We start from the raw sequence: 14,079 nt of genomic DNA on the forward strand, positions 1-14,079 counted from the left end.
AGGAGTGATTTATTATGGCTTACAACAAAAAGAATTGGATGAAAGCTAAAGAGGAAGAAAAAAAACAATGGGCTGATGATGCAATTGAAAAAATTTCATTTCACCAGAAAAGCCCAGATGAAGCATTAGAGTTTTTTAAATTTATGGCAAAGATGTATGACTATTCACCAAGAAATATAGCGATGATGCAAGACCAATATCCTGGTGCTTTGTTCGTAGGTTCTAAAGATAAATTTAAAGAATTAGGATTTAATGTGTTAGATGATCAGAAGCCCATTAATATACTTGCACCAAATCCAGTGACATATATTAAATTACCTGATAATAAAATGAAGCAATATAAATATGCCACAAAAGAAGAAAAACAAAAGGTTAAAGATAATGAATTAGATACTGTAAAGAAAATGTACTATAAATTATCACCTGTATATGACGTAACACAAACAGATGCTAAACCAAAAGACTATCCAAGCATCTATCCAAATGCAAGGATGGAATTGGAAATGAATGATCCTAAATTTGCTGAAAAACTAAAAAACGCTAATATAAAATATCTTGATTCTTTAGGAATAACAGTTAAAGAGGAGAATTTTAGCAAAAATGGTATGGGGGTGGCGAAGGGTTATTATGCACCTGGTGAAAATGTAATTGGTTTAAATAAATTGAACACATCTAGCGAAAATGTAAAAACATTGATGCATGAAACAGCACATGCTGTCATGCACAAGCATGATCGAGAAACTCCTACTAATATAAAAGAATTAGAAGCTGAACTTACATCTTTTGTTGTAAATAAACATTATGGAATCGACACTTCTGATTTCACGATTCCTTATATCGCAAATTGGACTGATAATATGAATAATGTTAAAGATGTTGAAAAGTCATTAAAAAATATTTCACAAGCATCTGAAAAAATTATTAAAGGTATTGATAATGAGTTATACAAATCAATGGAACTAGAGAATAAAAAAGATTTAGTATTTGAAAATACAGATGAAATAATTATTGGTATAAAAGGTGTCAAAGAGATGGATATTCGTAATTTCGTTGAAAATGAAAAAACAGACTTATCAAATTTATTTGGTAATGATACACAAGTCCAAGTAAAAGCTTTTGATGGAAAATTAGTAGATTCCCTAGATAGTGAACATGATATGCAGACACATATATCAATAAAACCTAATACGAAAGAAATCATTAATGACGAGTACTTAAATAATGTTATGCAGGATTTAAACCATGATTATGGTGAAAAATTAGAGGCTGTGAGTGGAAGATATCCTCATTTTACTACTTATCATATAGAAATAGATAATGATGAGATACTTATTCATGATGCTTATGGAAAAATTACAGAAATGGACTTAAAAAAAGCATCACCAATTGAAAAGGACTTTGTAAAAGAAAAAATGAATGTATTTCAGGCAACTAAAGAACCTCATCATCTACATAATGTTTATGCAGATGATAGACAACCAACACCTATAAAAGAAATGCTAGAATTTAAAGACTTTGAAGAAGTTTATAATTCAAGAATAGAATCTGATATGAGTAAAGAATTTATAGTGACACAATTACATGAACAAGACCAATTAGGAGATATCCATAGAGAAGGCGTAGTTAATGAGAAAACTAGAGAGAGACTAGATTCACTATCCAAAAAATTAGGTATAGACAAAGATAATCATTTTAAAGATGTTGTAGTAAGATTAATTGATGAAGAAAGAGTTATGCCATTAAAGGTTTTAGCTGAAAATATAATCAAAGGGAAAATATCAGATACTTTTGATTACGAAGTATTTATTAAACCTGATGAACCATTATTTAAAGGTAAATACGAAAAAGCCATTGATTCATCAATTACAAAAACAATAACTAAAGAATCGGATAAAAAAGGATTATCAGATGACCTTAATTGTGTTCTGAATAAAGCTAAAGAAAATAGTAAAGAAAAAACAAAAGAAGCTGGTATGGAAAGAAGTTTAGCAGATTAAAATATCATAGTGAGCTACTATCTTTAAAGATAGTAGCTTCATTTTTAAGGAGAGTATATATAGTGAAAACAGTAATTATAGCTGAAAAACCTGATCAGGCAAAAAAGTATGGTGTTGCATTAGGAAATTTCAATCGTAAATCTGGGTACTTAGAAGGAAAATCGGATATTTTTCCAGGTGAAGTATTTATTACATGGTGTGTGGGACATTTAGTTGAATTAGCACCTATGAATAAATACGATGAAAAGTATTCTAAGTGGAAACTAGAAGATTTACCGTTTTTACCGAAACAGTTTAAATATCAATCAAAATATTCTGTGAAAGATCAGTTTAATGCCATGAAAAATCTATTAAAATCTCTATCAGTAAATGATCAAATAATTATTGCAACAGACCCAGACAGAGAAGGAGAAGCAATTGCATATTATGTATTAAATTTATTAGGTATTAAAAACGTACCAATAAAGCGTTTATGGGCGAATACACAAGAACCTAATGAATTAAAAAACTTTTTCCGAAAATTAAAAGATGGAATAGAAACATATAAATATTATGTAGAAGCTGAAACAAGAGGAAAAAGTGATTATTTAGTTGGGATGAATTTTACTAGAATGGCAACTATATTGATACAAAATAAAGGTATTAGAACGGATGGTGCATTTTCAGTTGGTAGAGTACAAACGCCGACATTATTTATGGTATATAACCGTGAAAAAGAAATAGAGAATTTTAAAGAAAAAATATATTTTGATTTAATTGCTGAGGGTGAAAAGGATAATATCAAATATACTTTGAAAAGTGATATAAGATTAGATACTGATTCAGAATTACAAAAATATATTAATGATAATGGACTAAATAGTGCGAATGGATCTGTTGAAAATGTAACTGTTACAGCCAAATCTACTAAAGCACCTAAGCTATTTAAACTAGGTGGTATTCAGAAGGTAGGAAATAACAGGTGGGGATATAGCTTAGATCAGACGTTAAGTTATGTTCAATCATTATATGATAAAGGATATTTATCATATCCACGAACAGATAGTAGCCTGATAACTACTGCTGAATTTGAATACCTGAAAAATAATATAGATAACTATAAATCATTACTAAATATGGATTTTGAAGTTAAGTATACGGAACCAAGAAAGACGTATGTAGACAATGATAAAGTACTAGAACATTATGCGATAATTCCAACTAAAACAATTCCTACAGCTGAACAATATAATAGTTTTACAAAAGATGAAAAGAATATCTATGATGCAGTAGTTAAACAAACAATGGCAATTTTTGCTGATGATTATCATTATGAACAGACTAAAGTAGAAGTATTAGTTAATAATACGAAATTCAAAGTGTCTGGTAATACACCAAAAGTATTGGGGTGGAAAAATTTAAGTAATGAAGAAGATAAGGAAGTACAGCAAACACTACCTATTTTTACTAAAGGTGAATCTTTAGTATTAAAAATTACTGGCAAAGAAGGTAAAACAAAACCACCTACATATCTCACAGAAGCATCATTAGGTGGTGAAGGTGGACTAATGGAGACATGTGGAAAGACATTAGAAAACGAAGAAATGAAAGAATATTTATCATCAGGCATTGGTACACCAGCAACACGAGGTGCTATTGTAAAAAATATTATCGATAAAGGATATATTAAAGTTGAGAATAAAAAATTAAAAGTCACAGACAAAGGGAAAATATTATGTGAAGCATTAGAGGGATCATTAATCTCAAGTGCAGAAATGACAGGAGAATGGGAAGAACGTTTGACCATGATTTCAAAGGGACAGGAAACTCAGAATAATTTTATCTCAGGTATAGAAGAATTTATAACATTATTTTATAAAGAATTACCAGGTTTAATCAGTAACAATGTTAAAGGTGAATCTATTACCAACATAAATAAAACTGAATACATTGGAAAATGTCCTAAGTGTAAATCAAATCATGTAAAACATATTAAAACACCTAAGTATGACTTTTATGCATGTGAGGATCGTAGCTGTGGTTTTACGTTGAATAGTGTAGTGTTTGGTAAGAAACTTACTGAGAAGCAAGTTGAAAAACTTTTGAGTAATGGAACAACTGGCAATATAAAAGGATTAAAAGGGTCAAAAAAATCTTTTGATGCTGAAATAATAATAAACGATGAATATAAACTTGTACCAAAATTCAAGTGATAAAAATACATTTAGCTATGTAATACATAGCTAAATGTATTTTTTTAATATATAATAGTAATAAATTAGAAGTTAAAAGGAGTAAAGAGAATGAAAAAGAAAATAACTTATTATATCGGAGGTGTACTTGGTTTACTTTTAATACAAGTAGTATTTGCGATGATTTGTAATTCATTAGGTATTCAAGGTACTAGCAGTAGCAAAAATAGGTTAGAAGAAATGATCTCTAATCCATTCATACTGATTATCACACTTGTGATATCACCTATAATTGAAGAATTAATTTTCCGATTCTTATTATTTAAAAAAATATGGATTAAACCTTTTAGCATTTATAGTGCTTTATTCAGTTCTATATTATTTGGTTTAATACATGGTCAAAGTAATATAATGACTATTCCTTTAATACTTAATGGATTATTATATTGCTTTCTTTATAAACGTACAAATACACTCTGGTTAGTGGTGCTTACACATTCTAGTTTTAATGCATGTGTGTTACTAATCTTATTTTTAAATAGATAGGAGAATTAATAATGACAATTTTAGAAAAACAAAGAGAAATGTATAGTTACAAAAAAGCAAAACAAAGATTAGTGAAAATAATGTTTATTTGCATTATGTTATTAGGATTAACAATCTGTTTAGCACCTTATACGATAGAACATTATATTATGCCACATGCAATCGACAAAGCTAATGCAAGCGTAAATCAACTTGATGCAAATAAAATAGAAGAAAATCAAAAACGTATACAAGAAACTTTAAAAAATTTAGGTGATGCTAATTATGGAGAAGCCACATCTTATGATAAAAATCTATCTTATGATGCAGATACGATAAGAAGTGTAGATAGAGTACCTATTGACGTAAAAATAAATCAGGATTATGTCATAGGAAAGCTATATGTTCCTAATGTTGAATTAAATATAGCAGTATTAGAAGGACTGACTAATCAAAATCTTGATGTAGCATCTGGTACTATGAAACCTAATCAAAAAATGGGTGAAGGAAACTTTGCGATAGCTGGACATCATATGATTGATTACAATTCACTGTTTACACCAGTATCACGTATGAAAGAATATGATGAAATTTATCTTTCAGATAAACGATATGTATATGAATATGTTACTACTAAAGTATCAGTAGTATCAGAAAATAATGGCAATGTTGTAGATGATGTACCAGGCGAAAATCTTATAACATTAGTAACTTGTTCTAATCCCAAAGGTACAGAGAGGGTAGTAGTACGAGGAAAGTTGTTGAAAAAATATAAAGTTACAGATGCCTCAGAAGATGTAAAAAATGCAATATTAAATTAAATATAAATAATTTTAAGGTGCTTAGTTGACTAACTAAGCATCTTTTTTTGAGGAGAGATTAAATTATGGAAAAGTCAACAGATAAAAAGAATTATTCAGTTAAAAATAGAGCATTGCCCCCAGAACTTATAAAAAAAGCAAATGAGATGAATATACTAGATTATTTAGATAAAAAAGGTATATTAGTGCAAAGTATAGGAAAAGGACAGTATCAGCTTGTAGATCATGATTCATTTAAGATAAACGCTGATCCGACAAGTGAGGACTACAATAAAATGAATTGGTATAGTCGTGGTGAAGGTGCATACGGTCCTATAGGTTTTGCGAAACTATATTATGGTATGAATTTCAGAGAAGCAGTGAAAGATGTTACTGAAACAATAGATGAAATGATTGAATCTGTCAAACCGATAGAAAAAATCGTTCGTAATGAAAAACCTTATGAATATGATCCTACATATATCACGAAAGACACCAGTAAAATTGAGGATTATTTAGTCAACGAAAGAAAAATAAATCCAGATTTAGTAGAAGCTCTAATAGATAAAGGTATGATTAGACAAACGTCTAAAAAGATAAGTAATGATAATGGTAAGGAAATTGAAGTAAATAATTTAGCGTTTATGTGGAATAGACACGGTAAAATTATAGGACATGATGAAAGAGGTATTGTTGAAGGTTCACATTTCAAAAAAATAGCATCAGGAGTTCCTGAAAACAGGGGCTTTTCAGTTACTTTTGGTAAACCAGAAAGTATTTTTGTTTTTGAATCAAATATTGATGCATTATCATATGCTTCAATGTATAAACCTAAAAACAGTAGATTTATATCTTTAAATGGTGCAGATAAACCAAAAACGATGTATCAAGCTATTAAAGATATAGTAGATGATACAAAAGAGCCACCTAAAAATATTGTTTTATGCTTGGATAATGACAGAACAGGCAGAGAAGCAACAAATAAACTGTGTGTACCACTACAATTAGGAGAAAAAGAGATTGATTTTTATATTTCTCAACCACCACGATTTGAAAAAGAAAAAGTATATGAGAAAAATAGTATTAATGAATTATTCAAAACTATTGATAACAATGATACAAAGGAAAATAATTTAAAGATCAAAAATGATAGACTTGAAATTCAAGAAGAAGTAACAGGATGGCATATATATGATAAAAACCTTGATAAGAGCTATAAAATAGATGATGACAAAGGTAATAGAAATCGTTTAAGAAAGCTTTTTGAAAATGAAACTTTTGAGGTTGATTATATCAGCACTACTAAAGACTGGAATGAAGTTTTGAAATATGTAAAGGAAAACAACATATCTTTAGAAAGACCACTTATAAAACCTAGATTTGTAGAAAGAGATACAGAAAAAAACACAGAAAAAATTCAGCAAAAAAATAATGAAATGGAGCGATAGAATGAGTGTGTATAAAGAAATGATAATATTCATATGCTTTGCTGTATTCGTTCTATATTTAATCATTTCAAAAATAAGACTTGAAATACGAAGAAGAAATAAAAGGATACTTGCAGATGCTAAAATGTATGAAGTAGATCGAATGAGTGGACAAGAATTTGAAAATTATTTAGAAGCATTGTTTTATTCAAAAGGTTATCGTTCTATTGTTACACAATCTTCTTATGACTATGGTGCAGACTTAATAATGCAGAATGGTAACAAAAATATTGTTATACAAGCAAAAAGATATAAGGGAAAAGTTGGTGTTAAATCTGTGATGGAGATATATTCAGCACAAGCATTTTACAAAGCAGATGAAGCCTATGTATTTACAAACTCATACTTTACTAAACAAGCTAAGGAACTAGCTATCGCTACAAATGTAATATTATGTGATCGTGATGCGATCATAAATCTAAGAAATAAATAGTCGTTCCTTCTATTATAATATAGTATGATAATAGTAATGATTATAGAATAGAGGAATGACAATGAAGTATGCTTATCTAAATGCTTTCAACATAGAAACACAATATTATAAGCAGTTAGAGTTATTAAAAACTTATAATCCAGATAAAATAATAGTTGAAAGTTCAGACAGTAATTCAGGTAGTACATCTTTTGATAATTTATTACATCTATTAGAGCCTGGGGACACAGTTATTTTTTACAAACTATCAATATTAAATCTATCTATAACTAAATTAATCAATCTGCTAATGACATTTAATAAGGAGAATATCAGGTTAATTGTAATAGATATACAACTTGATACAGCTAATAACAAGAATTTTTTTAATGTCATTGAAATGTTAAAGGATGCAGAAAGAGAAGTAATAGTAAGAAGAAATAAGTTGACGAAAAACACTCGTAAAAAGAAACAAGGACGACCAAAAGTATCAAATGATGTTAAAGAAAGACTGGTAGAAATGTATCATAACAATGCAACTTATAGTGAAATGCAAGAAGAATTAGGTATATCAAGAGTTTCTATATCAAAGTATTTAAAAGAATACAAAAAAAATGATTGAATGATGCAATATAGTCTATATATTTAAGTAATAATTTCTATGTTATTTTATGGTATTATTTCAACAATCAGAAATTTCTTTAAAATCTAAATATATAGACGAGGTAATTTGTTATGGAAGTACTGGGAGAAAGATTAAAGGCCTTGCGTAAAAGTAAGGGTTTATCGCAAGCTGACCTTGCAAGAGATATATGCACTCAGAGTAATATAAGTAGAATTGAAAAAGGACTACATACACCTACCTCTCATATGCTAGATCTTTTTGCTAAAAGATTAGATATCGATTTAAATTATTTATATTCTGGTATAGCAGATTATAATCTAGAAGAATTTAAAAAGAAGGTGTATGACTGTATTGAATATGCTGATTATACAACATTAAAAAATTTTGTTGATGATATGACTTCAGAATTTAAGATAGAGTATGAGAAGAAAATAAAGTTCTGGGTTAATAAGAATACAAATAAATTAAGGAGATGTTCATATGACGTATAGAATAGTAGCTATTATTCTATTTATAATTTTTGTTGCTGTAATGGCTTTTAAGGTGTTACCAGGAGATTTTGGCAATACTGCGGTAAACATAGGCGTCGACATAGCTTTTATCGCTGCTGGAATGATAGTATATAAAATCGCAGAATTGTTAGATATTAAAAACAATAGAAAAAAGAATATATAAATTTGGTACCACTTGAATTGATACATAATTTTCAATTCAAGTGTTTTTTTGTGCTTATGCTTATTAATATCCTTAAGTGGAAAACAAAATATAGTTATTGACAATAAAAGTATTTAAAAGATTATTAAAAGATTATAAAAGAATACTCTTATTACATTTCATTAAAAAATTTATTTTAAAGAAAAAATTAAACCTTTCCCAAAATGACTCCTTTACTTACTACAAAAGATCCTCAAAATCCCCTTAAAAACATATTTATTTAAAAATAAAGCTTATTAATTCAATGTTTACTAAGTAATATATTTATATCTCCCTTTTTGTCTGAAACACTTAAAACAGTGGAATTATAAGAATTCATTAAGAATTAAATTGTAAAATATTTTGTAAGAGGAGGTGAGATACATGGAAGTTATATTAATAGCAATTGCTATCATTAGTTTCATACTTAGTTTATCTTTGTTTACTGTAGAAATTTTTAAAGGAGGAATAACAAAAGGAAATTTCAAATCTACTTATATTTTCTTATTTATTTTTGTAATAACTATAGCTGGCTATCTATTTTTAATAAATGGAGGTAAATAATGATCTTATTAAATAACTTGACGGTTAATAGAAATAATAAAGATATTTTAAAAAATATAAATTATAGTTTTGAGAAAGGCAAAATTTATGGATTACTAGGTCCAAATGGATCTGGTAAATCCACTCTTTTTAAAACAATGATTAATGTCATTGATTATAAAGGAGAAATAAAGACATCTAATATCAAGAATATTGGACATTTGATAGAATATCCTGCATTTTATAGTAATTTAAGTTGCTATAAAAATCTTGAACTACACGCCAATTATCAAATGATTGAAGGTGAAGATATCTCTTCATACTTAAAGTTAGTTAATTTAGAAGATGCTAAAAACAAAAAATTTAAAAATTTATCACTAGGAATGAAACAACGTCTCGGTATTGCTAGATCTCTAATGGGTAACTCAGAACTCATTTTACTTGATGAACCTTCAAATGGATTGGACCCCTCAGGTATTATTGATATTCGAAATATCATAAATAATATAAAATTATCTACTCGCACTATAATTGTTTCCAGTCACATATTAAATGAGATAAATCATTATGTCGATACAATACTATTTATCCATGATGGACAATTGATTGCACATGTGAAAAATAATCATGATAAGTATGGAATAATTAACTATACAAAAGAAATTGAAGAGCAGATGGATATGATTCAAAACAATATTTACACACTAATTAAATGCAAGGATAATACTCAGTATATAGTAGGTGACTATATTAATTTAGTGAAATTTGTGAATAATAATAATATTATTGATTTTGATTTAGAGGCCTTGTATCTTAAGCTGATGTCAATGAATATTGTAGAGGTGATTTTTAAATGATTAGATATATTAAAGGAGAAATTGCAAAAGTTCGCAGTGAGAACTTTATTTTTGTAGTTCTTTCACTTAGCTTAATACCCTTAATAATGAATCTAATAAACTTTTTTGTTAATGATTCAAACCTATCTATAGAAGATGGTTTATACTTTAGGTTTTATAATCAATTTTCAATGTTACTACCTATCATTTCATGTATCATTCCTTCTTCTATTTTCTATTTAGAAGATAAGAATAATACATATTTAAATTGGCTCTCTTATACCAATAAGAAAAATTCCTTATTCTTTTCAAAATATCTGCTCTCTTTTTTTATAGCTTTCTTAATTTATTTAATAAATTTTTTAATCATTGTTGTTCTTTACATCGTTAATGGTGAGTATGATAGTCTAATATATATAACTATTTCTTTTCTAATATTAAATCTATTTGGATGGCTAATGGTTATTCCATTAACTACCTATGTAATAATTAAAACTCATAATATTGTAATATCTATATCGTTTGGAATCGCCATCTCATTATTGTCTATGATATTTATAGCTGCTCCTTTTTCATATATAATACCATCAGCATTTGGATATAGAGTAGGTTTAAAGTTCATTGACAATGACTTTTATTACCATAATGTTATAAGTAGTACGGTTATCGGTATAGTTATAACATTAGCATTATTAGTTATTATGAGTATATTATCTTTAAAAGCACTAAAGAAAGCTATATAATATACTCAAAATTTAGGAATAAAAGAAAAAACATGAAGAATGATTTCATCCTCTTCATGTTTTTCTTTTATTTCGTGGATTGTAAAATTAAGCTACATTCTTTCTAGCTTTTCCTTGTTTTTTAATATAACTGCTTTTTTTATCCGTTAAGACAGTTAATAATACTGAACCACTCTAATAAATATTCTTTTTCTTTATTAGATCTTTTAACAAAAAAGATCAATCCTTTTGTTTATTTGTTCGTTTCGTTTCAAGCTGTTCCCCATATTTAATTAAATCTTCTTTTAAATATAAAGTAGTCTTAGATTTACTTATGTTTTTGTCATACAGAGTAATAAAAGGTTCCACATACTTTCTTGAAGCTGTTGTGACAAACTGATTTTTAGTTTGTTTTGTATAATAATGTGCATCACTATAACGTATGCAATTTTCTTCAACCCATTTTTTAATTTCATTTTTATTCATTTCTATTCCTCGCTAAACTAATTATTATTGTTTTAACATTATCATAATTTTTAAAATGGGTATCTACTTTTTAATGTATCTATATGTCTGTGATATGTTTTTAGCTTTTTCATACAATTTTTGGTGTTATCAACTTCAATTTTATACAACGTATCAACATGTAATGCTAATTTTTCAATATCTAAAGTAAATATCACTTGGCCTCTCTCATTTTTCAAAGTGTATAATCCTAAAAACTCCGATTATAATCATAAAGATATTTTAACATTAGGGTTTGCTCATGGTATTTCCGGTATGCTTTTATCACTATCTAAGGCTTTTAAAATACTAGGTGACATTAACCTCAACAATATAACATTATCAGAGTATCTTATAGCGCTACTACATAAAGAAAACAAACTTCTTGATAAAAAAGAAGATATAAATAATATATGGTGCAATGGATTAGGAGGGATATTCTTAGTAAGAAAAATACTATTGGATTCATATAGTGATATATATATAAATGAAAATCTATATGTATACCAAATACAGAGTGAAATAGATAAGCATAAAAATGAACAAACCCTAAGTTCATTATCTGTCTGCCATGGAGAGCATGGTAACCAACTAATTAAAAAAATATGGCATAGAGATTTTAATGAAGAAAATCGATTGATAAATTACAAACTATCACATGAATGGTCCTCTGGTTATAGATACCCTAACAAAAACTTTAGTTTTTTCCTTGGTATTACGGGACAGTTATTTAACATAATTTACATAGATACTGATGATAAAGATTTAATTAAAAGTATAATGTGTTAGAACAATTTTTGTTCCTTTATTTGGAGAAGTAATATATTCTAGCTCTAAGTTTAATATATGAGAGATATCATTAATTATATTTAAACCTTTTCCTTTTGTATTCACTTGAGATTCTATTACTTGATTATAATCAAAACCTTTACCATCATCAGTTATAACTATTTTTGTTGCATCATTAACTATAAATACCTGGATATTTACGTTTTTAGCTTTTGAGTGAAATACAATATTTTGTATTATATTATCAATTAACCTTTCAAACCATATAGTATTTAAAGGAAGAATAATAGTTTTATCTATATCTAAATATATTTTAAACTGTTTTTTCAATACACTGTTCCATTTTAATAATGCTGTTTCAAAAAAATCTTTCAAATAAATTTCATTAATTATCAAATCTAAGTTTGAATCTTTACCAAAGTCATTCTCCACCTTTATTTGATCACTCAGTTTTTCTATGACTTTAATATTATGTTTAATATCGCTGATTGATTCTTCATAATTCATATTATTTTCTAAATAATATAGTGATATTCTGATTAATGAAAGGGGAGTTTTTATATCGTGAGAGATTTGTGCTAAATATTTAGAATGTATTTCTTCTAAATTCATACGCTCAATTTGATTTTTTTTAAGTCTTATAATTAAATGATTTACAGAATTATAAAGAACATTTATTTCTGATTTCTTAGTAGAACTATTAAGTATATGAGGTAATGTATTTTGTGAATTTATTTGTTGTATTTCATCAGCAATAACTAATATATCATTAGAAATATTAATTATTATTTTTGAAATCCAATTGATAAAGATTAATATTAAAACACAAAATATAAATAGGATATGAAAACTGTAATTTGTTGAAATGAATCGAAAATTTGTGCCATTTAACTGATTTAATATAGTAACTGAAAAGAATACAGAATAATTTGCTACAACAAAAGCGATTGGAACATATAGTAATGAAATCAAAATATATAGATAGTATTTTGCATTTAAATTCATATATTATCTCCTAATGATATAACCATATCCATAGATTGTTTCAATTGGACAAGATTCTTTTCCTAATTTTTTTCGTAAAGAATTTATATATACATTTAATTTGTTTTCAGAAGAATCACCATATTCATTAGATATGAGAAACATTAAATTTTCTTTCGATACCTTTATATTTAAATTATTTACTAAATGAAAGAAAACTTTATGTTCATTGTCTGTAAGATGAATGTATTCTCGATTTTTTGTAATTACCTCTTTTTCAAGATTAATGATTAAATCATTTATTCTTATACTACTTGGATAAAATATTGATAACATGTTTTCTACACGAGCCAGTAATTCGAGTGGTTCAAAAGGTTTAGTAATATAATCCTCAGATATTGTTAATCCTTTGATTTTATCAGAAACTTGATTCAATGCAGTCAAAAAAATAATGGGCTTTTCAGGAGCTATAGTTTTTATCCTTTTAGCTATTTCAAATCCATTAACGAATGGTAAATTGATATCTATTATAAATAAGTTATAAAATTTAATTTTTTCATAATCAAAACGATAATCAAAAGCTAAATCTACTTCATATCCTTCTTTCTCTAAAATAAATTTAACAAACTTAGATATTTTTACTTCATCTTCTATTACAAAAATTGAATATTTATTCTTCATATATTTACCTCGGAGGTGTTTTTTTGATAATAAGGATTAATAGATTTTGTATTTGTATATCCCTTATTCTATATTTTAACATATTTGTTCCTTTTGATTCTCAGGCAGAAAGTCTTAAAGAAGAGAAATATTATACTATTATGGTAGATAATAACAAAGAATTTAGTAAAATTAAGAAGATTATTAGTAAATATAACAGTAAAGTAGTATATGAAGTTCAGGAATTGTATATTTTACAAATTAAGGGCTCTGAAAGCGATGTACAAAAAATTAAAAAAAATTTAAAATATTTATAAACAAATCAACAAGC

17 protein-coding genes are annotated in these 14,079 nt (G+C 27.0%); 14 read left to right on the plus strand and 3 right to left on the minus strand.

Translation table 11 applies throughout. From position 1 onward, the window contains the following. Nucleotides 1-14: 14 nt before the first annotated feature. The 12 genes from BHX94_RS00420 (at nt 15) to BHX94_RS00475 (ending at nt 10,832) form a co-directional block, all read left to right on the plus strand. The gene (locus BHX94_RS00420) at nt 15-1,997 is read left to right on the plus strand and encodes an ImmA/IrrE family metallo-endopeptidase (protein WP_111744471.1); all 1,983 of its coding nucleotides are present in this window, start codon (nt 15-17) and stop codon (nt 1,995-1,997) included. A 62-nt stretch (nt 1,998-2,059) separates the two neighbouring features. Continuing rightward, nucleotides 2,060-4,189, plus strand: a complete 2,130-nt coding sequence (locus tag BHX94_RS00425) for a type IA DNA topoisomerase (protein WP_111744472.1) — start codon at nt 2,060-2,062, stop codon at nt 4,187-4,189. Between the two features lie 90 nt (nt 4,190-4,279). Continuing rightward, entirely contained in the window at nt 4,280-4,714 is a 435-nt protein-coding gene (locus tag BHX94_RS00430) for a CPBP family intramembrane glutamic endopeptidase (RefSeq protein ID WP_111744473.1), read from the plus strand. 11 nt (nt 4,715-4,725) lie between these two features. Next, on the plus strand, nt 4,726-5,514 hold the full coding sequence (locus tag BHX94_RS00435; protein WP_111744474.1) for a class A sortase: 789 nt from the start codon (nt 4,726-4,728) through the stop codon (nt 5,512-5,514). Nucleotides 5,515-5,579: 65 nt separating this feature from the next. Beyond that, entirely contained in the window at nt 5,580-6,941 is a 1,362-nt protein-coding gene (locus BHX94_RS00440; RefSeq protein WP_111744475.1) for a DUF3991 and TOPRIM domain-containing protein, read from the plus strand. 1 nt (nt 6,942) lies between these two features. Further along, nucleotides 6,943-7,413, plus strand: a complete 471-nt coding sequence (locus tag BHX94_RS00445) for a restriction endonuclease (RefSeq protein WP_111744476.1) — start codon at nt 6,943-6,945, stop codon at nt 7,411-7,413. Nucleotides 7,414-7,474: 61 nt separating this feature from the next. Then, entirely contained in the window at nt 7,475-8,014 is a 540-nt protein-coding gene (locus BHX94_RS00450; protein ID WP_170120710.1) for a recombinase family protein, read from the plus strand. Between the two features lie 113 nt (nt 8,015-8,127). After that, nucleotides 8,128-8,508 (plus strand): helix-turn-helix domain-containing protein, encoded by a 381-nt coding sequence (locus BHX94_RS00455; RefSeq protein WP_111744478.1) that lies wholly within the window; start codon nt 8,128-8,130, stop codon nt 8,506-8,508. Continuing rightward, complete coding sequence (locus tag BHX94_RS00460) at nt 8,498-8,692, plus strand: hypothetical protein (RefSeq protein WP_111744479.1); 195 nt, start codon at nt 8,498-8,500, stop codon at nt 8,690-8,692. The genes BHX94_RS00455 and BHX94_RS00460 overlap by 11 nt, the downstream gene beginning before the upstream one ends. Nucleotides 8,693-9,094: 402 nt before the next feature. Beyond that, a complete protein-coding gene (locus tag BHX94_RS00465; protein ID WP_111744480.1) occupies nt 9,095-9,274 on the plus strand; it encodes a hypothetical protein in 180 nt (59 codons plus the stop codon). Continuing rightward, a complete protein-coding gene (locus BHX94_RS00470) occupies nt 9,274-10,110 on the plus strand; it encodes an ABC transporter ATP-binding protein (RefSeq protein WP_111744481.1) in 837 nt (278 codons plus the stop codon). The genes BHX94_RS00465 and BHX94_RS00470 overlap by 1 nt, the downstream gene beginning before the upstream one ends. Further along, nucleotides 10,107-10,832 (plus strand): ABC transporter permease, encoded by a 726-nt coding sequence (locus BHX94_RS00475; protein WP_111744482.1) that lies wholly within the window; start codon nt 10,107-10,109, stop codon nt 10,830-10,832. The genes BHX94_RS00470 and BHX94_RS00475 overlap by 4 nt, the downstream gene beginning before the upstream one ends. A gap of 219 nt (nt 10,833-11,051) precedes the next feature. Here the strand turns inward: BHX94_RS00475 and BHX94_RS00480 are convergent, their stop codons facing one another. After that, complete coding sequence (locus BHX94_RS00480) at nt 11,052-11,297, minus strand: hypothetical protein (RefSeq protein WP_111744483.1); 246 nt, start codon at nt 11,295-11,297, stop codon at nt 11,052-11,054. A 219-nt stretch (nt 11,298-11,516) separates the two neighbouring features. On the opposite strand from BHX94_RS00480, the gene BHX94_RS00485 reads away from it, so the two are divergent. Continuing rightward, a complete protein-coding gene (locus BHX94_RS00485; RefSeq protein WP_170120711.1) occupies nt 11,517-12,104 on the plus strand; it encodes a lanthionine synthetase LanC family protein in 588 nt (195 codons plus the stop codon). Here BHX94_RS00485 and BHX94_RS00490 read toward each other — a convergent pair. Together BHX94_RS00490 and BHX94_RS00495 are read right to left on the minus strand one after the other, a co-directional pair. Further along, complete coding sequence (locus tag BHX94_RS00490; protein WP_111744485.1) at nt 12,081-13,109, minus strand: sensor histidine kinase; 1,029 nt, start codon at nt 13,107-13,109, stop codon at nt 12,081-12,083. The genes BHX94_RS00485 and BHX94_RS00490 overlap by 24 nt on opposite strands. Before the next feature lie 3 nt (nt 13,110-13,112). Further along, on the minus strand, nt 13,113-13,769 hold the full coding sequence (locus tag BHX94_RS00495; RefSeq protein ID WP_111744486.1) for a response regulator transcription factor: 657 nt from the start codon (nt 13,767-13,769) through the stop codon (nt 13,113-13,115). A gap of 23 nt (nt 13,770-13,792) precedes the next feature. On the opposite strand from BHX94_RS00495, the gene BHX94_RS00500 reads away from it, so the two are divergent. After that, nucleotides 13,793-14,065: a hypothetical protein gene (locus BHX94_RS00500; RefSeq protein WP_111744487.1), complete on the plus strand. Its 273-nt coding sequence runs from the start codon at nt 13,793-13,795 to the stop codon at nt 14,063-14,065. Nucleotides 14,066-14,079: the final 14 nt, after the last annotated feature.

The organism is Macrococcoides bohemicum, from assembly GCF_003259675.1.
GTDB classification, from domain to species: Bacteria; Bacillota; Bacilli; order Staphylococcales; family Staphylococcaceae; genus Macrococcoides; species Macrococcoides bohemicum.